Source organism: Streptomyces sp. NPDC002125, from assembly GCF_053593715.1.
On sequence record NZ_JBSFDD010000024.1, the window covers coordinates 11,422 to 33,373 of the forward strand.

Here is a 21,952-nt window from a genome sequence, read left to right on the forward strand (position 1 = left end):
CTCGCCTCACCCTCCGGCGGGCATACCGGTGGTCCGGGGGGCGTTCGCCAGGTGGGCCCCCACGCGCTTGACCATCAGGGTCATCTCGTACGCCACCTGGCCGACGTCCGAGTCGGAGTCGGCGAGGACGGCGAGACAGCTGCCGTCACCGGCGGCCGTGACGAAGAGGAAGGCCTCGTCGAGTTCGACGACGGTCTGACGGACCCGGCCGGCGTCGAAGTGACGGCCGACGCCCTTGGCGAGGCTGTGGAATCCGGAGGCGACGGCGGCGAGGTGCTCGCTGTCCTCCCGGGTCAGGTCCTTGGACGTGCCGGTGGCGAGGCCGTCGCTGGAGAGGACCAGTGCCTTGCGGATGCTCGCGACGCGCTCGACCAGTTCGTCGAGGAGCCAATTCAGTTCGCCGGAACCCTGGCGTGCTGCGTTCTGTGCTGCGGCGTTCGGTGCGGTCATCGACCGTCCCCTCCCGGAGTCGTTCCTGGTGCTGTCTCGCCGGGGCCGGTCGCGTCCTCGGCGTTCTGCCGACGGCCACGCTGCCAGCCGCGTTGAAGCGAAGCCATGCGATTGCGTACTTCGTCCGCGTCACGTTCGAGGTCATCGGCGGTGTCCGCGGGGGCCTGGCCGGAAGTCCGCCCTGCGGAGTCCTCCCGGAGCTGTGGGGCGAGGCTGGCCTGCCGGACCCTGCGCGGGAGGCCGCCCACCGTGTCCGGCGCGGGCCGCCCGGAGGCGGGCCGTGGCCGCTGCGGGTCGTCGGACCCGCAGGCCGTCCGGCCGTCGGGGACGGTGTGGGGCGCCGTGGGATGGGCCCGGCCGCTGTCGCCCGTGCGGTCGCGGTCGCCGATCCGGCGGCCCTGGTCGGCCACCAGCTTCGGCGTCTTGCGGCGCGGCAGCGGGACGGGCCCGGAGGGCCGCATCGGCCGGACGTCGGCGGAGGGCCCTTCGGAGGCGTCGTAGGCCTGCTGGTGCTGCTCGCGGTCGGCGTCCCTGCGCAGGTCGCGGGCCCGGAAGATGCCGCCCCGCTCGCTCTCGGTGTCCTCCAGGTCGGACACACCGTCGAGTACGGGGGCGAGCGCCGGGTCGAGCGCCCTGTCGAGGGCGGGATCGTCGGTGAACCCGAGTGTGCCGACCGGCCCTTCGAGCTCGACCGGGCCGTCCAGCACGGACGGGCCGGTGAGCCCGGTGGGGACCGGGGAGAGCCCGGCGGGCCTGCCCGCGATGTCCCCGTCGGCGATGCCGTCCCTGCGTGCCTTGTCACTGCCGGGCGCGCCGCTGACCGGACGGCCGCCGATCGCCTTCTCGGCCCGGCGGTCCAGGCGGAAGCCGGTGCCGTGGGTGTCGGGGGCGTCGGTGAGCAGCTGCGACGGTATGAAGACGACGGCGGTCGTCCCCCCGTACGGCGATGTCTGGAGCGACACCCTGACGTTCTGCCGCTGGGCCAGCCGGCTGACGACGAAGAGGCCGAGCCGGTCGGTGTCGGAGAGCTCGAAGTCGGGGGTCTCGGCGAGCCGGAGGTTGGCGTCCAGGAGGACTTCCGGGGTCATGCCGAGGCCGCGGTCGTGGATCTCCAGGGTGAAGCCGTTGGCCACGCGTTCGCCGTGCACCTGGACCGCGGTGTGCGGGGGTGAGAACACCGTGGCGTTCTCCAGCAGTTCGGCGATCAGATGGGTGAGGTCGGCGACGGCGGGGCCGCCCACGCCGATGCGGGGCAGGCGCCGGACCTCGATCCGTTCGTAGTCCTCGACCTCCGCGACCGCCGCCCGCACCACGTCCATGAGCTGGATCGGCTTGCGCCACTGCCGGGAGGGGGCCGCCCCGGAGAGGATCACGAGGCCTTCCGCGTGGCGCCGCATGCGGGTGGTGAGGTGGTCGAGGCGGAAGAGGTCGGCGAGTTCGTCGCTGTTCTCGGTGCGCCGCTCCATGGTGTCCAGGAGGGTCAGCTGACGGTGCAGGAGCACCTGGTTGCGTCGTGCGAGGTTGACGAAGACCTCGGAGACGCCCCGGCGCATGTCCGCCTGCTTCACCGCGGCCTCGACGGCGGCCCGCTGGAGGGTGTTGAGCGCCTGTCCGACCTGGCCGATCTCGTCGCGCTCGTAACTGAGGTGCGGGGCCTCGGTCTCCACGTCGACCTGTTCGCCCGCGGCCAGCCGCCGCATCACGCTGGGCAGCCGCACCCCGGACACCTCGTGGGCGTCCTTGCGCAGCCGGGAGAGGTCCCGGACGAGTTCGCGGCCCACCCGGACGGACACGAAGACCGACACCAGCAGGGCGGCGAAGCCCAGGACGCCGGCGACGCCCGCCTGGATCAGGACCCGGTAGCCGGCGGGCTCGGCGCGGTCCTGGAAGCGGTTGGACATCTCGGTGCTGTCGTTGGCCAGGTGTGCCAGGACCGCCGGGGCGACCTCCTCCCAGCGCTCGGTGTCGACGGCGCCGGGCTTGGTGAACGGGCCCGCGGCGATGAGCTTCTGCTCGGCGGTGCGCAGCGGCTCGGTGTCGGGGCTGCGCCAGTACTGCTCCATGCGCGCGCGCTCGTCCCCGGGCAGGAGTTCGAGGTTGACGTCGTACAGGAGCGTACGGCTGGCGGCGAGGTCGGAGACCGCGCGGAGTTCGGGTGCGCCGAGCCGTCCCGCGATCAGGCCCGAGGCGACCAGGGCGTCCTCGCGGGAGAGCATCTCGCGGGCGCGGGAGATGCCGACGAGGGCCCGGACCTGCTTGTCCATCGACACGTTCTCCATCGTGTGGAGACCGTTCAGGAATCGGTAGCAGGGGTCGACGAGACCGTTGTAGAAGGCGAGCGCCCTGGTCCGGTCGATGGTGCGCTTCTCCACGGACCCGCGCAGCGCGTCCAGTCCGTCGATCTCGCCGAGGATCGCGTCGAGCCGGGCTTCCGATTCCTGGCTCAGCTTGTCCCGGACGTCCTTGCTCTTCGCGCTCCGCCGGACGTCCGCCACGATCCGGTCCGTCGCCGCGCGCTGACGGCGCAGCAGGGGGAGGGCGTCCGAGGCCCGGGGGTCCGCGAGGAAGACGAGTGTCTGGCGGCGTTCGTCCTGGACGGCGCGGATGGTGTCTTCGAGGGGGTGGCCGACCTTCTCCACCACGGCGCTCGCGCCCATGAGTTCGGTGGCCTCACGGCCGGTGACGTAGGTGGCGAAGACCCAGAGGCCCGTGAGGGAGGCGAGCGGCACCAGGAGCAACGCCACGATCTTCCTGCGGATGGACTTCCCGCGAAAGCGCATGGCCTCCCCCAGATCGGCCCCGCGTCGCGGGGGTGGTCGTGTCGGTGTCGTTGCCGGATTTCCTGTGTGTTCCCGTGATCCCGCCGCGGCCCACCGTACGTCTGCCGGTGTTCCGTCAACAAGCGGCGCGAGCCTACTACTGACCCACGGGTAACTCGAAGACACGTCCGGACGTTTTCCAGCCGCTCTCCCTTGTCTTGCTCACCAGTTGTACCGGTATTCCCGGCGATGAAGTTCGCGAAAGCGACAGAGAGTCCCAGGCCGAAGGCGGTGCATCCTCACAAGGCAGTTGGCTGGAATTCTTCGTTCCGTGACCTTTCGGGGCTGATTGAGACCTCCGGGCGGGAATCTTCACTCCATGGCGTTCGTCCACATGTACGGGGCAGAAGAACCTCACGGGGGTACGTGCGACAGGCGAGCGGTATCGCCCGCGTAGAACGGGCGACAGCCGGGCAGCCACCCTGGAGTCGGACAGTGGCGGGGAGTTGAAGGTCCTTGGAAACGGATGAGCGCCGGAACGGAGCGGAATCACCGGCAGAGGCACCGGCGGCCGGAGCCCGCATCCCACGACAGCAGCTGTGGGTGGAGGAGCCCGCGATACGGCGCAGAATGCCCGACCCGGTGCGGACGGCCGCCGTGCGGGCCGTCCTCATCATGTCGCTGACCCTCATTCTGGCCATGGTGGCGTTCCTGTGCACCGTGGCGGGTTCCTGGCTCGCCTTCCCGATGGTGCTGAGCGGTGTCGCGAGCACGGTGGTCGCGACCTGGTCGGTGCTGGACGTCTGGGTGACACGCCAGGTGTGGAACCAGCGCAACGGCGTGGTGTCCATGCCGAGCAGTACCGCGCGCCGCATGCGTCGGGAGCGCCGGGCTGCCAGGGCCCGGGCCCGCAGGGAGGACCGGATACGCCGCCGGGGCGAGGGCAGGCTCTCTCGGGCCTGACGGTCCTCGCCCCGGATGCTCACGCGCGGGAATCGGCCTGATCCGGAGGAGAGGCCCTACGACTTCTCCAGCGTCTCGGTCATCTCCGTGCGCATCTCCGGCACCGGTGCCCCGCCCGGGGCACCGGATGCCTGGCCGGTCCGCTTGAACATGCGGGTGGCGGTGATCTCGCCGTGCACGGTCTCGCCCTCGGGGTCCTGCTGGGGCAGTCCGGGGCGCAGGTGCTCCTCGACGCTGATGTACTTCAGCCCGGCCCGCAGGTCCGCGTCGTTGCGCAGCCGGATGACGAGGGGGAACTCCGCGAGTGCCGTCGTGTCGAACAGCCCCGTCGTGTAGAGGAGCTGGACGCCCAGCGCGTCGGAGACGGCGCGCTGGAGTTCCAGCAGATAGGTGGCGTTGGCGCGGCCGATGGGGTTGTCGAGGAAGAGCGTGCCCGCGTGGCGGTGCCGGTCGCGTCCCCGGTCGTTGCTCCGCAGTGCCGCCATCGTGCAGTACAGCGCGATGGCGGCGGTGAGTAGCTGGCCTCCGGAGAAGACGTCGCCCATCTGCCCGACCGGGACGCGCTCCGCGCGGAGCACCGCGTCCGGCTTCAGGATCTCCACCGCGATGCCCTTGGGCTGCAGGGCCGCCTGCACACCGCGCAGCAGGAGGGACATGCCGTCCCTGCGCAGATCGGAGTTCTTCTTGAGGGCGGCGTGCGTGGCCTCGTCGATGACCTCGCCGAGCCGCTCGGTGAGGGTGGCCTGGTCGGGCTCCTCGAAGCGGATCCGGAGGAACTCCTGGCCCGACCACTCCCCCAGTCCCTCGGGAAGCTGGGAGAGGCGCTGGGCGGAGCGCAGGGTGGTGAGTGCGGACTCCACGAGGCCCCGGAGCCGGTCGACGATGGAGTCGCGGTTGCGTTCCAGCTGGACCAGCTCGTCGGTGAGCACGCGCAGCCTGGGGGCGAAGGCCGCCGCCCACTTCTCCGCGTGGTCGGGCAGGGCGACGGCCGGGAGTTCCCGGATCTGCTGCCGGGCCGGGGTGCGGACCTGTTCGTAGCGGGTGGAGTTGGCGTGCCGTACGAGGACGTCGCTCGCCTCCCGGACCGAGCTCTCCGCGGCGGACAGGTCGGTGGCGCAGCCGCGCAGTGAGCGGCGGGCCTCGGCGGCGGACTGCCTGGCCTCTTCCAGGGTGCCGGGATAGGGGTCGGGGGCCTCGGTCTCCTCGTCCGCGCCGTGGTCCCTCAGCAGGTCGCGCAGGAGCGCCGCGGTCTCGTCGAAGCCGCTCGCGGAATCCTCGGCGGTGCGGTGCGCGCGCAGCAGTTCGGCGTGGGCGGCGCGGGCGCTGTCCAGCGCCGCGGTGGCGGAGGCGAGTTCGGACGTGGCCGTGCGCAGCAGGCTCTGGGCCTGTTCGGCGTCGGCCGGGACGAGCTCGTCGGGGAGCTCGGTGTGGTGGGGCGCCTCGTCGGCGGGCGCGAGCCGCTCGGCCTCGCCGCGGAACCGGCCGAGCTGCTCGCTGGCGGCCGAGGCGCGGGTCTCCAGGAGCTGTACGAGGGACTCGGCGCGGGCGGCGGCTGCCTGCCGTGAGGGGCCGTCGGCCCCGTCGGTGCCTTCGAGGAGCTGGGCGGCCCGGGTACGCACCTTGTTGGTCAGGCGGTCGAGCTCGGCGAGGGCGGCACTCTCGTCGCTCTCGGCGCGCGCCTGCTCGGCGCGCAGATCCGCGCCGACGCCGACCTTCTCGTACAGCCGGGACGCGGCGCGGTACGCCTCGCGCAGGGCGGGGAGGGAGGTGCGCGGGGCGGAGTCGTCCGGCTCCGGGAGGGTTTCCGGGGCCCCGGCGATCTCGGCGCGCTCGGCGCGCAGAGCGCGTGCGGTGCGGTGGGCGTCGTCCGCTGCGCGCTGGGCGGCCCTGCGGTCCTCGTCGGCGGCCCGGGCCCGCTCCAGGCAGGCCGTGGCGCGTGCCTCGGACTCGGCCGCCTCGTCGGTGAGTTCGCGCAGCCGCGCCTGCCAGCCCGCACGGTCGCGGAGCCGGTGGGCGAGGCCGGCGAGGGCGTCGGCCGCGCGGCGGGCGCGCTGGGCCGCCTCCTGCCGCTCGTCGCGGACGCGCGCGGCGTCGGCGGCGGCCTCGTCGGCCTCCGCCCGGACGGTGCGCGCCTCGGCGAGCGCGGCCTGCGCGGTCTCGGCGGCGGCCCGGGACGTACGAGCCGCTTCGCCGAGCTCCGCGAGCATGCCGGGCGGGCAGTCGGCGCGCCAGGAACCGATGCGGGCGGCGAGCGAGCGGTCGGCGGTCAGCCGGGCGGCGAGCGTCCGGATGTCCTCGTCGCGCGCCGCTGCCCTGGCCCTGAGGGCCTGCCGCTCCTCGTCGGCCGCGTGTTCGTCGTGCATCGCCGGGTTCGGGGGTACGAGGAAGACGCCGTCGGCCCCGTCACCGCCCGGGGCGGGCACGGGGGCGAGGAGAGCCGCGGTGGTTCCGACGGCCACGGCCGACCTGGGCAGCAGGGCGGCGGCGGCGAGTACCTCCCGGGCACGGGTGTGCGCGTCCGGGTCGGTGATGACGACGCCGTCGACGAGCTCGGGGCGTGCGGCCAGGACCGAGGCGTGGTCGGCGGGGTCGACGGCCTGGGCGAGGTAGCGCCAGCCGGGCAGGGCCGGGATGCCGTGCTCGCCGAGGTACTCGACGGTGGCGAGGACGTCGGGCCCCGGGGGCAGCAGCCCTCCGTCACCGAGCGCTCCGAGGATGCGGGAGTCGTCGGCGGCGGCGGTGCGCAGGTCGAAGAGCCGGCGCTCGGCGGCGGAGACTCCCTGGTCCAGGAGCTCCTTCAGCTCGTCGGCGCTGGTGTCGAACTCCTCGGCCGTGAGGAACCGCTCGTCCCCGGAGCCGGTTTCGTGGTCGCTGTCGCCCGTCTCGTCCGTCGCGGCGGCCCGGCGGGGGTGCGGCACGCCGCCGGAGGGGGCGGGGAGCCCCAGCAGGTCGGCGAGGCGGGGGTCGGCCGCGATCGACTCGGCGGCCCTGCGCTCGGCCTCGTAGGACTGCTCGGCGGCCTGTGCGCCGTCGGCGGCGCGGGCCGCCGCGAGCTCGGTGCGGCTCTCCGCCGCTGCGGCCTCCCTGGCCTGGTCGGAGGTGGCACGGGCGGCCTCGCGCGCGGTGTCCCAGGCGGCGACGGCGGCCTTCTCCGCGTCGTTGGCGGCGAGGGCGGCGCGGGCCGGGTCGGCGTCCGGCGCGGTGTCGTCGAGCCAGCCGGCCCGGACGGCCTCGGCGGTCTCCTGCTCGACCTCGGCGAGGCGCTGGCGCAGATGACCGGCCTCGCTGCGGGCGCGCTGCGCCTCGGTGGCCGCGGTGGTGGCGTCGCGGTGAGCCGTCTCCCCGGTGGACTGGAGGGTCGCGGAGCGCTCCTCCTCCTCGTCGGCGACCCGCTCCCCGGCCTCGGCCGCGGTGTGCAGGGCGCGCACGAGATCGGCGGCGGCCGTGGCGCGGGCCGCGAGTGCGGGGGCCGCGTCGCGCTCGGCCTCGCGGATGGCCACGGCGACCCTGGCCGAGCGGTCGGCGGCGGCCCGGTGGCGCAGGACGGCTTCGGCGGCCTGCCAGGCGGAGTGCAGGGTGCGCGCCTCGCCCAGTTCGCGGCGCTGGGCTGCGGCGCTCTTCTCGGCCGCGGCCAGGGCGAGGGAGGCGTGCCGGTAGGCCAGCTCGGCGGCGATCCGGTCCCGGTGGCCCCGGGTCGCCTCGGCCTCGGTGACGGTGTGGGCGGCGGCCGTGACCTGCTGGGCGAGCTCGGCGGTACGGCCGCGTTCCTCGGCGGCACGGCCGGAGAGCCGGCGGGCGAGGGTGCGGGTGCGCCGCTCGGCGCCGGTGTGGATGTCCCGGCTGCGGGCCCGGGTCGCGGTGGCGTCGACGATCCGGCCCAGCAGGTCGACGGAGCCTGCGGTGAAGTCGCGCTCGGCGGTGAGCTCGGCGCGGCGGCCGAGCTTGTTGCCGAAGCCGCTGACGAGGTCGGCGAGACCGTCCGTGTCGCGGGTGTCGGTGACGGCCCGCAGCAGCAGGTCGGTGAAGTCGGAGTCCTTCTTGACGGCGAAGAGGCCCGCCGCCTCGCCCTCGTCGGCGTTCATCTCGCGCTGGTAGCGGAAGAGTTCCGGGTCGAGTCCGAGGTCGCCGAGGTGTTCGTTCCAGCGGTCGTGGATCTCTTCCCAGTGCACGTCGAGGTGCGGGTAGAACTTGCCCGCGTCCATGAGGGCGTCGCGGAAGCCCTTCATGGTGCGCCGCCTGCCGCGGGCACCCGAGACCCCTTCGACGGGCCTGCCCACCGAGGTGGCCTCCGCGACGGGAAGGCTGTCGAGGCTGAGGCCGGGTCCGGGGCGGAAGGAGTACCAGGCCTCGGCGAACTTGCGGGGGTCGTTGGAGACCTGGCGCCCGCGCCACTCGCTGACCTTTCCGACGACCACGCACTCGCCGGTCAGCGTGTGCTGCCACTCCAGGGCGACGTGGCCGCAGTCGTCGGCGAGCAGGAACTTGCGCAGGACACCGGAGCTGGCGCCGCCCAGGGTGTTGCGGTGTCCCGGCAGCATCACCGAGAAGATCAGCTTGAGCAGGACGGACTTGCCGCCGCCGTTCTCCAGGAACAGCACACCGGCGGGGGCCGGGCGGCGCGGCGGTCCGACGGGCTCGTCCTCGAAGAACTCCGCCTGGGCCGGGGCGGGCCTGGGGACGGGCTCGCCGACTCCGCGCAGGTCGAGCACGGTGTCGGCGTAACGCGCACCGGCGGGCCCGATCGAATAGAGGCGGACCCGGGACAACTCGTACATGGCGGCGGACTCTCGTCGTTCAGGCGGTGGTCGGGGAGCTTGGGCGGGGCTGGTTCAGGAGTGGAAGGGGAGTCCCGCGTCGGCGGCCAGCTCCAGGCCCTCGGCGTCGGGCGGGGGCAGCAGGGTGGCCGAGCCGTCGGTGACCGGGACCACGCCCAGCTCCAGCAGTTCGGCCATGGCGGCGCTGCCCGCCATGTCGCGCACCTGGAGCTGGTAGCGGGCGGTCGTGCGGTACGCGCCGCCCGCGTCGTCCCCGGTGCGCTGGAGGAAGCCGGAGTCGGTGAGGAAGGCGACGGCCTTGCCGATGATGCCCGTGGTGGATCCGGCGAGCCTGCGGGCGTCCTTGGTCGCTCCGGTGGAGCTGCGGCGGGCGTAGATCCGCCACCCGGACTCCAGGCCCGGGGTGTCGGTGGCCGGGTCGGTGTTGTCGCCCTGCTCCTCGGCGCGCTCCTCCAGCCGGCGGCAGGCCTGGCGGACGAAGGCGTCGACGCCGTTGACCGTGATGCGGCCGATGTAGGAGTCGTCGGCCAGGTCCTCGGGCCGGGGGAAGGCCATGGCGGCCACGGCGAGGTGGGCGAGGCCGTGCAGGAAGCGGTCCGCGGAGTCCGTGGAGGCGCGCCGGGCGTAGTCGCCCATGCGTACGGCGAAGACCGAGTCCTCGGCGGCGGTCACGGCCATCCCGGCGCGGGTGGAGACCTCCAGGACGATGAGTCCGAGCCCGGTGGCGACGGCGTCCGCGAGCCGGGCGAAGGCGGGCTCCTCCCTGTACCGGCGGAGCAGCTCGGCGTATTCGGCGTCGCGGGCGGGCATCAGCTTGGGCTGCAGCCCGAAGGAGACCAGCCGGGCCGCGTCGGCCGCGTCGGCGGGGGTGAGCGCGGCGGGAGCGGCCTGCCGTGCGGCGTCGGCCGCCTGCGTGGGGGGCTGGTCGCCCCACGCGTCGGTGTGCTTGGCGTGCTGCTCGCTCAACTCGGTGGCTCCTCGGTACGGGTGGGGGTGCGGCGATCGGGCGGCTGGGCGGTCATGAGGCGTCCTTGCGGTCCGCCGCCATGCCCGCCGCGTCCAGCAGGGCCATGCCCACTATCAGGTCGGCACCGCCGAACTCGTGGTCCTCGAGCGGGGTGCCGTCGTCGACGGCGAAGAGCAGCCGGCGCTCTCCCTGGCGGTAGGCCGTGCCGACCGGCGGGCTCGCGGCGTGCACGGCGAGCAGGGCCACCAGGTAGGGCAGCTCGGGGTCGCGCAGCCGGGCCTCGGCGAGGAGCCCGGAGAGCCTGCGGGGTGCGTCGTGCTCCAGGTCGAGCAGCTCCATGGCGTGTCCGAGCTGTTCCTCGCTGAACCGGCTGTCGTCGGGGGTGGCGATGAGGTCGGGTTCGGGCATCTCGGCGCCGAGGTGCTCCCGCTCCACCGGGGGCATGAGCAGCAGGTCGACGAGGTCGCCGACGCGCACCGACGTGGGGGTGCGCAGTCCGGTGCCGTGCGCGAAGAACGCGTCGGTGACCCGGGTCGCCTCCTCGACGGGCAGCGGCAGGAGCGGGGCGACGAGCTGGCCGTACAGGTCGAGGCCGGCCCGCGCGGTGGGGGTGGCGAACGCCTGCCGGTCCTGCTCGGCTCGGAAGAGCGGCCCGGCCTCCAGCAGCCTGGACTGGAGCTGGGTGTGGCGGCGGATGCAGTCCTTGACGATGTCGACGAGCTCGGCGGCGCGGCGCTTGTGCTCGGGTTCCTCCGCCTCGTCCCGGGCCTTGCGGATGTTGGTGAGGATCGCGTTCTCGTGGCGGTAGCGGTCGGCGACGTGGTCCAGCGCCTCGGTGATCATGTCGGGGACGGCGTTGAGCCAGTCGACGGCGCGGACGTTGCGCCGGGTCGCCTCCAGCGTCCTGCGGAGCGTCTCGGCGTACTGCACGGTGCGGTAGCGGGCCTGTTCGGCGGCGAGCTGCGCGTCGGCGAGGCGGCCCCTGCTGATCAGGACCTCCAGCTTCACCTCGGCGGCGATCTGGGCGCTGGTGACATCCGTGTCCAGGGCACCGACCAGGACGTTGACCGCCTCGTCGGTGGCGCGGAGGTAGACGGTGCCGCCGTGGCCGGGGACTTCCTCGACGAGCTTGAAGTCGTAGTCCCTGCGGACGTAGACGCCGTCGGGGCCGAAGGTGCCGTAGACCGCGCGGAAGCCGCGGTCCACGCTGCCGACGTTGATCAGGTTCTCCAGGACCCAGCGGGCGACCCGTTCGTGCTCGGTGACGGGGCGGCGCGGTGCCTGGGCGGCGACCCGGGGAAGCAGCCTGGCCACTATCTGGTCGTGGTCGGCGCCCGTGTCGAAGTCCATGTTGAGGGTGACCAGGTCGATCGCGGCGAGGGCGACCTCGGCCATCGCGTAGACCGTGTACTCACCGGCCAGATTCGCCTTGCGCACGTCCAGGTCGTGCAGCGGGGCGGTGCAGGCGAGTGCGCGCAGCCGACGCGAGAGCCCCTCATCGGCGGCGGGGCCCAAGGCGGGCCTCGGTCCCGCGCTGAGCTGGGGCGCAGCGGTCTGGGTGTCGGCAGGCGAAGTCACGCTGCACAGATTAGGTCCTCGCACCGACAACGGTCGAAACGGTGCGGAAGCGACCGCTCACGCGCGCCCGTATCCGCCCCCGCCGGGGGTGCGCAGCACCAGGACGTCCCCGGCGGCCAGCTCGGCGGTGTCGCAGCCGTCGAGCGGGGTGACGGTCGTGCCGTCGGCGCGTTCGACGTGACTCCCGCCGAGCGCGCCGGGCCCTCCGCCGGCCATGCCGTACGGCGCCACCCTGCGGTGTCCGGACAGCAGGGCGACGGTGACGGGTTCGAGGAAGCGGAGCCTGCGTTCGACTCCCCGGCCGCCGTGCCAGCGGCCCGTGCCGCCGCTGTCCTCGCGTACGCCGAAGCTCTCCAGCAGCACCGGGTAGCGCCATTCGAGGATCTCGGGGTCGGTGAGCCGCGAGTTGGTCATGTGGGTCTGCACGGCGTCGGCCCCGTCGAATCCGTCACCGGCGCCCGACCCGCTCGCGACCGTCTCGTAGTACTGGACGCGGTCGTTGCCGAAGGTGAGGTTGTTCATGGTGCCCGAGCCCTCGGCCTGGACGCCCAGGGCCGCGTACAGGGCCCCGGTGACGGCCTGGGAGGTCTCCACGTTGCCCGCGACGGTCGCCGCGGGGTGGACGGGGGCCAGCATCGATCCCTCCGGGATTCGCACGTCCAGGGGCTTCAGACAGCCGCTGTTGAGCGGGATGTCCTCGTCGACGAGCGTCCTGAACACATAGAGGACGGCGGCCATGACCACGGACTTCGGGGCGTTGAGGTTGCCGGACTGCTGCGGCGAGGTGCCGGCGAAGTCGAGGACGGCCCGGCGGGCCTCCCGGTCCACGGTCACGGCCACCTCGATGACGGCGCCGTTGTCGGTCTCGTAGCGGCAGGAGCCGTCGCGCAGCTCCGCCACGATCCGGCGTACGGACTCCTCGGCGTTGTCCTGGACGTGCCCCATGTACGCCTCGACGACGTCCTGGCCGAACTGGCGCGTCATGCGGCGCAGTTCCTCGATGCCCTTCTCGTTGGCCGCGATCTGGGCGCGGAGATCGGCGAGGTTGGTGTCCGGATCCCTGGAGGGGTACGCCGCGGTGGTGAGGAGCTCACGGGTCTCCGCCTCGCGCAGGGTTCCGTCGCGCACCAGCAGCCAGTTGTCGAAGAGGACGCCCTCCTCGTGGACCGTGCGGCTGAAGGCGGGCATGGAGCCGGGGGTGATGCCGCCGATCTCCGCGTGGTGGCCTCGCGACGCCACCAGGAACCGCAGCTCGCGCGCCCGGCCGGGCGAGGACTCGTCGCAGTCGAGGTCGGAGTCGAAGTCGAAGTCGAACACGGGTGTCACGACGGTCACATCGGGCAGATGGGTACCCCCGTGGTACGGATCGTTGACGGCGTAGACGTCCCCGGGGCACATCGAGTCCCTGTCGCGCCTCAGCACCTCCTTGATGGACTCCCCCATCGAGCCCAGATGGACGGGGATGTGCGGTGCGTTGGCGATCAGACTGCCGTCCGCGTCGAACAGCGCGCACGAGAAGTCCAGGCGCTCCTTGATGTTGACGGAGTGCGCCGTGTTCTGCAGCCGCACGCCCATCTGTTCGGCGATCGACATGAAGAGGTTGTTGAACACTTCGAGCATGACCGGGTCCACCCGGGTGCCGACGGCGGTCCGTTCCGGCCGTGGGTCCACCCGTCGCAGCACGAGGTGTCCGGCCGGCCCGGCGGTGGCACGCCAGCCGGGTTCGACGACGGTGGTGGCGTCGTCCTCCGCGACGAGTGCGGGGCCGGCCACGGTGTCCCCGGGGCGCAGTGCCTCCCGCCGGTACAGCCCGGCGTCCCGCCAGCCGTCCCCGGCGAACATCCGGACCTGCCCCAGCGGCCGGGGCGGCCCCTCGCGCGCGTCCTGGGCGACCGCGTGCGGGAGGTGCGGTCCGGCGGCTCCGGTGGCCTCCACGGAGACGGTCTCGACCACCAGGGGCTTGTCCATGGTGAAGCCGTACCGCGCCCGGTGGAGAGCTCCGAACTCCTCGCCCATGGCGGCGACCGTGCCGGGCCCGACGGGCAGCGCGGCGTCCGTTCCCTCGTAGCGCAGCAGGATCCGCGCCCGGGTGCGGATGGCGTCGTCCGGGACACCGTCGGCGCGGAGTTCGGCGCGGGTGCGCTCCGCGAGTCCCTCGCGGACGCCGTCCACCCGGGCCCTGGTCTCCTCGTCCAGTCCGGCCTCGACGGACTGCTCACGCATCGCGGTGGCGTCGGCGAGGCCGATCCCGTACGCGGAGAGGACCCCGGCGAGCGGCGGTACGAGGACGGTCCCGATGCCCAGGGCGTCGGCGACCGCGCAGACGTGCTGCCCGCCCGCGCCTCCGAAGCCGGTGAGCGCGTAACGCGTGATGTCGTGGCCTCGCTGGACGGAGATCTTCTTGACCGCGTTCGCCATGTTGAGCACGGCGATCTCCAGGAAGCCCGCGGCCACCTCGGCGGCGTCCGCGGTCCGGCCGGTGGCCTCCGACACCTCGTGCGCCAGCGCGTCGAAGCGTTCCCGTACTCGCCCGGCGTCGAGAGGCTGGTCGCCCCGGGGCCCGAAGACGGCGGGGAAGTGCTCCGGGCGGACGCGGCCGAGCATCACGTTGGCGTCGGTGACGGTGAGCGGCCCGCCCCTGCGGTAGCAGGCGGGTCCCGGGTCGGCTCCGGCCGAGTCGGGGCCGACCCGGTAGCGCCGGCCGTCGAAGTGCAGGACGGAACCGCCGCCGGCCGCCACGGTGTGGATGCTCATCATGGGCGCGCTCATCCGCACCCCGGCCACCTGCGTGCCGAGCTCGCGTTCGAACTCGCCCGCGTAGTGCGACACATCGGTGGACGTGCCGCCCATGTCGAAGCCGATGACCCGGTCATGGCCCGCCTGTTCCGACGTACGCGCCATGCCGACGACGCCCCCGGCGGGCCCCGAGAGCACCGCGTCCTTGCCCCGGAAGTGGGAGGCCTCGCGCAGTCCGCCGTTGGACTGCATGAACATCAGCCGGATTCCGGCGAGTTCGGCGGCCACCTCGTCGACGTAGCGGCGCAGGATCGGCGAGAGGTAGGCGTCGACGACGGTGGTGTCGCCGCGCGGTACGAGCTTGATGAGCGGGCTGACCTCGTGCGAGCAGCTGACCTGGGTGAACCCCGCCCTCCTGGCCTCCGCCGCCACGGCCTTCTCGTGACCGGGGTGGCGGTAGCCGTGCATGAGGACGACGGCCGCGCTGCGGAGCCCGTCGGCGGCGGCGGCCTCCAGGCGCCCGGCCACGGCGGGGACGTCGAGGGGCCGCACGGTACCGCCCCGGGCGTCGGTGCGCTCCGGGACCTCGATGACCCGGTCGTACACGGCCTCGGGGAGCAGGATGCGGCGGTCGAAGAGGCGGGGCCGGTTCTGGTACGCGATCCGCAGGGCGTCCCGGAAACCTTCGGTGATGACGAGGACGGTCGGCTCGCCCCGCCGCTCCAGGAGGGCGTTGGTGGCGACGGTGGTGCCCATCTTGACGCCCGCGACCCGGTCGGCGGGGACCGGGTCGCGGGGGCCGAGGCCGAGCAGCAGCCGGATTCCGGCGACGGCGGCGTCCGGGTAGCGGCCGGGGTCGTGCGAGAGCAGTTTGCGGGTGACCAGGTGACCGTCGGGGTCACGTCCCACCACGTCCGTGAAGGTGCCGCCGCGGTCGATCCAGAACTCCCAGCGTCCGGTCATCCCTCCATTCTCGCGTGGGGGACGGACCCTCGCAGGGAGGGCGTCCGGGCGAGCTGGCCCAGTGCCTCCCGCAGTGCCTGTTCGGCCCGCGCGTCGAGCCTGCCGCTCGTGCCGCGTGCCCGGTGGCAGACCTCGGCCGCCGCGAGGCCCAGCAGCTGGGGCAGCAGGTCCGTGCTGCGGCGGGCGAGCCAGCCCGTGCCCTCGGTGGCCGGCCGGCGGACGGCGGCAGCCCTGCCCGGGGCGGCAGACGGGGTTCGCTGCCGGGCGCCTCGTCGCGCAGCGCGGGACGGAACCGGGCGGTGTCGACACCCCTGAGCCACAGCCGCACCCGGGGCACGCCGTGGCCGGTGAGGTCGCGCAGTGCGGCGGGGGAGGGAGCGAGGGTGAGGTCGGCCGCGCTGTGGACGGCGCGCATCCGGCGCCAGGCGGCGCTCTCGCCGGTACCGAGATAGGTGCGGGCGTAGCCGGCCAGGTCGGTCTGGTAGACGGCGACGGTGGGGAGCCCCAGCCGGGTGGCGACCGCCATGCCCCGCAGGCCGAGGACGAACGGTCCTGCCAGGTGGACGAGTCCGGCGCGGTGCCCGGTGAGCGCGGCGGCGAGACGCCGTCCGGGGAGGGCCACCCGGACCTGCGGGTAGCCGGGCAGCGGGAGTGAGGGGACGCGCACCACGGGGCAGGGATCGCCGTCGTACGCGGAGCCGGTGGCGGCCGTCGCCCCGGCGGGGGCGATGACCAGGGGCTGGTGACCGGCCGTGGCGAGGTGCCGGGCGGTCTGCAAGGTGCAGTGGGCCACACCGTTGACATCGGGAGGGAAGGACTCGGTGACGATGACGACACGCATACGGGTGTTGTCGCCGCGCCGGGCGTGCCCTTGCCGACTTGGATCTGTCCGGGCGGGGAACGTCCTATGAGCGTGTGCGCCGCGCGCCCCCGGCGCGCGGCATCCGGGCTCCGTCGGTCAGCGGAGCGCCGGCTCAGACGGCGGGTGCGTCGGGTCCGATCCTGCTGCGCACCGCCGTCTGGACCTCGGCCTCCTCGGCCGGGTCCGCGGCGAGCCGCCGCAGGCGTTCGGCGACCCGGATGTCCCCGGTCTCCGCGTGGAGCGCGGCCAGTTCCCGGGTGGTCTCCTCGCAGTCCCACAGGCATTCGACGGCGAAGCCGGTGGCGAAGGACGGGTCGGTGGCGGCCAGCGCCCGTGCGGCCCTTCCGCGCAGGTGCGAGGAGGACGTCTCGCGGTACACGTGGCGCAGCACGGGTGCGGCGCAGACGATGCCCAGGCGGCCCGTGCCGTCGACGAGGGTCCACAGGCGCGGGGCGTCGGGGCCGTCGCCCCTGACGGCCTCGCGCAGCGCGGCGAGGACGAGCGGGGCGTCCTGGCCGGATCCCCGGCAGGCCAGGACTCCGGCCGCCGAGGCTCCGAGGGCGTCGGGGCGGTGGGCCCAGCGCCGGGCCCGGTCGACGGCCGCTTCGCCGCACATGCGCTCGAAGGCGGCCACGGCGGCGTCGGCGACCGTACGGGACGGGCCGGCGACGGCCTGCTCGACGAGGTCGAGCACGTCGGGGTCCTGGACCTCGGCCAGGTAGTGCAGGGCGGCGCAGCGCGCCCCTTCGGAGCCGCTGCGGGCGGCCTCGACGATCAGCGGCCGGTCCTCGTCGCCTGCGACGGCGGAGAGGCAGCGGGCGGCGGGCACATGGAGGACGCTGCCGCGCTCCAGCCCTTCCTGGGCCCAGTCGAAGACCGCCTGGACGCTCCAGCCGGGACGGGGGCCGCCCGGCCGCATCTGGCGCTGCCACCGGTCGAAGGAGCCCTGCTCGGACGCGGCCCTGATCCGGGCGCGGACCGCTTCACGCGGGTCGTCGGCCCACAGCCGCCAGGGGCGGGGCTCGAAGGCGTCCCGTACGGCGGCGGAGAGCTCGGCGGCGCCCTCGGGGGTGTCGGGGAAGCGGGCGAGCACCGGCTCGGCCAGGGCGCGGAGCCCGGCGTCGTCGTCGCGCAGGGCGAGTTCGTCGAGCGCCCAGGCCCAGTTGGACCCGGTCGCGGCGTAACGCCGCAGGAGCGCGAGGGCGTCGTCACGGCCGTAGGACGCGAGGTGGCCGAGTACGGAGAGGGCGAGGCCCGTGCGTGAGTCCTCGGTGTCGAGATGGTCCTCGGGGTCCCACAGGTGCCGCTCGATCTCCTCGGTCCCACCGTCGAGGTCGAGGTAGAGACGTGCGTAGTAGAGGGAGCGGTTCTCGACCTGCCAGTCATGACGCGGATCACTCAGGACGCAGTGGTTGAGAGCCGTCAGGGCTTCGGGGCGGGGCGCGGCGAGCGCGTGGAGCGTGCCGTCTCCGCGGCCCCTCTGCAGCAGGCCGAGCAGTGTGCCGCTCGGCGCTATGAACGGATCGAACATGGGGAAAGCCTCACATCAAGCTGTCGACGCAACCGGGACTGTGCTGTTCCATGTGCCGGGGTGACATCCCCTAGGCCGCGCAGCAACATGATCGGCCGACCGCCGTCTTCTGCCTGGTGCTCATCTTCCTCTGCCTCTCGTCGGTGGTCCTGAGCGGACCCGCGACGTCATGATGACCCACCCATTTCGCCGACGCGACCACATTTACGGCGCCCCCGCCGGCCCGGGGCCCGGACCGCGTCTCAGCGCGCACCGAAGAGTTCCAGCAGGTCGTCCTTGCCGAACATGCGCGCGGTGTCCACGGCGGAGGGTGTTCCGGCGGCCGGATCGGCCCCCGCGGCGAGCAGCGCGTCGATCACCGGGCGCTCGCCCTTGAAGACCGCTCCGGCCAAGGGCGTCTGCCCCCGGTCGTTGGCCCGGTCCGGATCCGCGCCCCGGTCCGCGAGCGCGGTGACGGCGGGGGCGTGCCCGTGGTAGGCGGCGAGCATCAGCAGGGTGTCGCCGCGGTCGTTGGTGAGGTTCGCGGGGAGGCCCGCGTCGACGTAGGCGGCGAGCGCGTCGCTCTCGCCCCGGCGGGCCAGGTCGAAGACCTTGGTCGCCAGCTCGACCACCTCGGGATCAGGGGTTTCGCTCATCGGACGGCCGCCTTCCATTGACTTCGTCTGACCTGGTGGGGACGTACGGCGGGGGCCGTACGGGTGAATCGACAGGGTACTGCTCCGGGGCAGTCGTCAGTCTGCCCCGATGCGGTGGGAGATCACGCGCCCGGTGCGATTTCCGGGCCGGACGGGCCCGGTGCGGCTCCCGGCGTTTCCCGGGTCGTCGGTTTTCACCCACCGGTCGAGTGAAATAGAACGATATTCACTCACTTGCACCTTTTATCGTATAGGTACATGTTGTGATCCTGGAAGTACTCATGGTGACTGTCCCCCTCAACCAGGAGAACCGCTCATGATCCTCTCCATCTCCGGCGTGGTACTGCTCGGCATCATCGTCTTCCTGTTCTTCAAGAAGGACGGGCTCAAGGCGTCCCACGCCCTCATCTGCGCTCTGTTCGGCTTCTATCTGGCCGGCACAGCCATCGCCCCGAGCATCACGGCCGGCGGGGCGAGCCTCGCCAGCATGCTGGGCGGGATCAAGTTCTGACGCTCCGAAACCGCTCCCACCTCTCCAGGAGACCGACGTGGCCCGGCGACCACTCCCCCGCATCCTTCAGCGCGGCAGCGCTTCGATCACCCGCAGTCGCGAGATCGCGCGCACGGCCGCCGACAACGCCACCGACGTCCTCCATCCGCTGATCACGGTCACCCGGGGCCTGCGGCTGCTGGCGGGAGCGGGGCGGCAGAAGTGGGCCGCGACACCCAGGGAACGGCGCGGTCACGTGCTGTTCCTCGTCGCGGCCTGCGTACTGGTGGTGGCGCTCATCCCCTACGGGCCCCTGCTGGCCCTGATCTCGGTGATGGGCGCTGCCGCATGGCGGGGGCGCGAGCGCACCCCGCGCAGGACCGGCCCCGACGAGGCGGAGACCGCACGGCTCCGGGCGCTGTACGAGGCGCTCGTGCCGCACTTCTCGGTGGCCGACGACCCCGGTCCGCTGTTCTCCCACGGCGGCGACTGGGAGAAGGCCTTCGGCACCTCGTACGCCTTCGACGGCAACGGTCGCCTCACCCGGCTCCAGGTGAACTACCCGGCGTACTTCACCGACGGCGACCCGGAGTCCCGCGCCCGGGTCGAACAGGTGCTGCACGCCAAGTCGGGACGCGGCCGTGAATACCACTTCGCCTGGGACGAGGAGGGCAACCACGTCCTCATGACCGTGCTCGGCGCGCTCCCCACCACCATCGCCGCCCAGCGCTTCGTCACCGCTCCCGGCGAGACCGTGCTGGGCTTCACCGACGCCGACGCGGTCCAGCGCACCGTCCCGGTCCAGGACGGCGACACGACGCGGGACGCCGCCCCGGTGATCTGGCGGACCGGCGCCCGCTCCACGGAACCCCATCTGCTGGTCTCCGGGCACCCCGGCAGCGGCACCACGACCCTGATGCGGTCCCTCGCCCTCCAGGCGCTCCAGCACGGCGACGTCCTCGTCGTCGACGGCGGAGGCACCGGCGAGTACGGCTTCCTGAGCGGCCGGGACGGCGTGCTGGCCGTGGAGTGCGGCCTCGCCGGGGCCCTCGCGACGCTCGAATGGGCGGCGCACGAGACCGAGCGGCGGCTCATCGCCGCCAACCGGGCGCGCCAGGCCGGGCACCCCGAGCCCGAGGACATCAAGCGCCCCCTCTGGATCCTGCTGGACCGCCCGAGCGCGCTGGGGCACCTGGCCGCGGCCGACGGCAGGCAGGACCCGCAGGAACTGCTCCGGGTGCCACTGCGGCACGGACGCGCCGCCGGGGTGACGGTCGTCGTCGCGGAACAGTCCGACTGCCTGGACGGGCTCACCGAAACCGTACGGACCCACACCAGGGCCCGCGCCGTGCTCGGCCCCGCGACCCGCGAGGAGGTCGAGTCCTTCCTGGGAGCCCAACCGCACACGACGCCCACCGCCGATGTCCCGCCCGGCCGCGGCTACACCCGGCTGGGCGCGGGCCCGGTCCTGCGGCTCCAGGTGCCGGCCACCCCGGACCCGTACGACGACGCCACGAGCGAGGCGCACCGGCAGGCGGTGCTCGACCTGCTGCCCGGCACTCCGACCGCGGTGGAGCAGGCCGCGCCCCGGGCCGAGGCCGGTGCGGCGTCCGTCCACACGGACCAGCTCGTCGCGGCGCCGGCCGCCGCCGAGGGCTGAGGGCCGGGGCGCCTCAGGCCACGAAGGTCCGGGGCGCCTCGGCACTGGAGCTGGCGCCGGAGCCGACCAGCTCGGCGGCCGCGGCGAGCCTCAGCGCCGCCTCGTCCGCCACGGGGCCGCCCACGGTGAAGGGCAGCCGCACATACCCCTCGAACGCCCCGTCCACCCCGAACCGGGGGCCCGACGGGACGCGTACGCCCACCCGCTCGCCCGCCACGGCGAGCCGGGAGCCGGAGAGCCCGCCGGTGCGCACCCAGAGCGTGAGGCCGCCGCTCGGCACCTCGAACTCCCACTCCGGGAGCTCCCTGCGCACGGCCCGCACCAGGTCGTCCCTGTTCTGCCGGGCCTGCTCGCGCCGGAAGTCCACGGCCTGCTCCCAGCCGCCCGTCCGCATCAGCCAGTTGATGGCCAGCTGCTCCAGCACGGGGGTCCCCATGTCGGCGTACGCACGCGCCGAGACCAGGCTGCGGATGACGTCCGGCGCGGCCCGGACCCAGCCGATCCGCATGCCCGCCCAGAACGCCTTGCTGGCGGAACCCACGGTCAGGACGGTGCTGCCCGCCGGGTCGAACGCGCAGACCTGGCGCGGCATCTCGACGTCGGCGTCCAGATGCAGCTCGCTCATGGTCTCGTCGACCAGCAGGACCGTGCCCGCCGAACGGGCCGCCTCGACCAGTTCGCGGCGCTGCTGCTCGCCCGCCAGCGCGCCGGTGGGGTTGTGGAAGTCCGCGACGACGTAGGCCAGCCGGGGCGCCGCGTCCCGCAGCACCTGCCGCCAGCGGTTCATGTCCCAGCCGCCGAGGCCCTCCTCCATCGCCACGGGCACCAGCCTGGCGCCCGCCTCGCGCATGAGCTGGAGGATGTTGGCATAGCTCGGCGACTCCACGGCGATGCGTTCGCCGCGTCCCGCGAAGAGATGACAGATGGCGTCGATGGCCCCCATCGCCCCGGTGGTGACCATGATCTGCTCCGGCATGGTGGGGATGCCGCGCCCGGTGTAGCGGTCCGCGATCATCTGCCGCAGCGCCGGCAGCCCCGCCGGGTAGTCGCCGTGGGTGTGCGCGTACGGCGGAAGCTCCTCCAGGGCGCCCTGCACGGCCCGGGTCAGCCAGGGCTCCGGAGCGGTCAGCGAGGCGCAGCCCAGGTCGATCAGCGAGCCGAGCGACTCCGGGGGCAGGGGGGCGAGACCGCGGGCGGGCAGGGTGCTCCCGGCCGGGACCGCGGTCCAGCTGCCCGCTCCGCGCCGCGACTCCAGGAAGCCCTCGGTCCGCAGTGCCTCGTAGGCGGCGGCGACGGTGGTGCGGCTGAGCGACAGGGCGAGCGCGAGCTCCCGCTCGGCGGGGAGGCGCGCGGCGACCGGGACCCGGCCCTCCAGGACGAGCAGCCGCACCCCGTCGGCCAGGGCGCGGTAGGCCGGCGGCTTGCGGGTGCCGGGCGCCTGGGGCCGGGCCTGCTGGGCCTGGAGCTGACGTGCGAGCTGCGCCGCACCGACCGTCGAAGTCCACTGGGCCATGGAAATCAGTCCACCTTCCTCGGATTGGCCATAGTTGGCAGCCAATCCCCTGCCACAGAGTGACATGCAA

Annotated in this window: 13 protein-coding genes; 3 read left to right on the forward strand and 10 right to left on the reverse strand. The window is 73.7% G+C overall.

The window, feature by feature from the left end:
* Positions 1 to 6 precede the first annotated feature (6 nt).
* The gene (locus ACWCQM_RS30865) at positions 7 to 450 is read right to left on the reverse strand and encodes a roadblock/LC7 domain-containing protein (protein WP_073751940.1); all 444 of its coding nucleotides are present in this window, start codon (positions 448 to 450) and stop codon (positions 7 to 9) included.
* On the reverse strand, positions 447 to 3,230 hold the full coding sequence (locus ACWCQM_RS30870) for a nitrate- and nitrite sensing domain-containing protein (protein ID WP_450918371.1): 2,784 nt from the start codon (positions 3,228 to 3,230) through the stop codon (positions 447 to 449). The genes ACWCQM_RS30865 and ACWCQM_RS30870 overlap by 4 nt, the downstream gene beginning before the upstream one ends.
* Before the next feature lie 495 nt (positions 3,231 to 3,725).
* On the opposite strand from ACWCQM_RS30870, the gene ACWCQM_RS30875 reads away from it, so the two are divergent.
* A complete protein-coding gene (locus ACWCQM_RS30875; RefSeq protein WP_450918372.1) occupies positions 3,726 to 4,172 on the forward strand; it encodes a hypothetical protein in 447 nt (148 codons plus the stop codon).
* Between the two features lie 56 nt (positions 4,173 to 4,228).
* Here ACWCQM_RS30875 and ACWCQM_RS30880 read toward each other — a convergent pair whose 3' ends face one another.
* The 7 genes from ACWCQM_RS30880 to ACWCQM_RS30910 form a co-directional block, all read right to left on the reverse strand.
* Positions 4,229 to 8,947: a hypothetical protein gene (locus ACWCQM_RS30880; protein WP_450918373.1), complete on the reverse strand. Its 4,719-nt coding sequence runs from the start codon at positions 8,945 to 8,947 to the stop codon at positions 4,229 to 4,231.
* A gap of 54 nt (positions 8,948 to 9,001) precedes the next feature.
* The gene (locus ACWCQM_RS30885) at positions 9,002 to 9,913 is read right to left on the reverse strand and encodes a hypothetical protein (protein ID WP_450918374.1); all 912 of its coding nucleotides are present in this window, start codon (positions 9,911 to 9,913) and stop codon (positions 9,002 to 9,004) included.
* 52 nt (positions 9,914 to 9,965) lie between these two features.
* Positions 9,966 to 11,492, reverse strand: coding sequence for a hypothetical protein (locus ACWCQM_RS30890; RefSeq protein ID WP_450918375.1), 1,527 nt, complete (start codon positions 11,490 to 11,492; stop codon positions 9,966 to 9,968).
* 57 nt (positions 11,493 to 11,549) lie between these two features.
* Positions 11,550 to 15,191, reverse strand: a complete 3,642-nt coding sequence (locus ACWCQM_RS30895; RefSeq protein WP_450918376.1) for a hydantoinase B/oxoprolinase family protein — start codon at positions 15,189 to 15,191, stop codon at positions 11,550 to 11,552.
* Positions 15,127 to 16,032, reverse strand: coding sequence for a glycosyltransferase (locus ACWCQM_RS30900; protein WP_450918377.1), 906 nt, complete (start codon positions 16,030 to 16,032; stop codon positions 15,127 to 15,129). The genes ACWCQM_RS30895 and ACWCQM_RS30900 overlap by 65 nt, the downstream gene beginning before the upstream one ends.
* 133 nt (positions 16,033 to 16,165) lie before the next feature.
* The gene (locus ACWCQM_RS30905) at positions 16,166 to 17,584 is read right to left on the reverse strand and encodes a HEAT repeat domain-containing protein (RefSeq protein ID WP_450918378.1); all 1,419 of its coding nucleotides are present in this window, start codon (positions 17,582 to 17,584) and stop codon (positions 16,166 to 16,168) included.
* 242 nt (positions 17,585 to 17,826) lie between these two features.
* Positions 17,827 to 18,219, reverse strand: a complete 393-nt coding sequence (locus ACWCQM_RS30910) for an ankyrin repeat domain-containing protein (RefSeq protein WP_450918379.1) — start codon at positions 18,217 to 18,219, stop codon at positions 17,827 to 17,829.
* A 316-nt stretch (positions 18,220 to 18,535) separates the two neighbouring features.
* On the opposite strand from ACWCQM_RS30910, the gene ACWCQM_RS30915 reads away from it, so the two are divergent.
* Together ACWCQM_RS30915 and ACWCQM_RS30920 are read left to right on the forward strand one after the other, a co-directional pair.
* A complete protein-coding gene (locus tag ACWCQM_RS30915) occupies positions 18,536 to 18,730 on the forward strand; it encodes a hypothetical protein (RefSeq protein WP_014044751.1) in 195 nt (64 codons plus the stop codon).
* Between the two features lie 37 nt (positions 18,731 to 18,767).
* A complete protein-coding gene (locus tag ACWCQM_RS30920) occupies positions 18,768 to 20,369 on the forward strand; it encodes a hypothetical protein (protein WP_450918380.1) in 1,602 nt (533 codons plus the stop codon).
* A gap of 13 nt (positions 20,370 to 20,382) precedes the next feature.
* On the opposite strand, the gene ACWCQM_RS30925 is transcribed toward ACWCQM_RS30920, so the two are convergent.
* Positions 20,383 to 21,882: an SCO1417 family MocR-like transcription factor gene (locus ACWCQM_RS30925; protein ID WP_450918381.1), complete on the reverse strand. Its 1,500-nt coding sequence runs from the start codon at positions 21,880 to 21,882 to the stop codon at positions 20,383 to 20,385.
* Positions 21,883 to 21,952 lie beyond the last annotated feature (70 nt).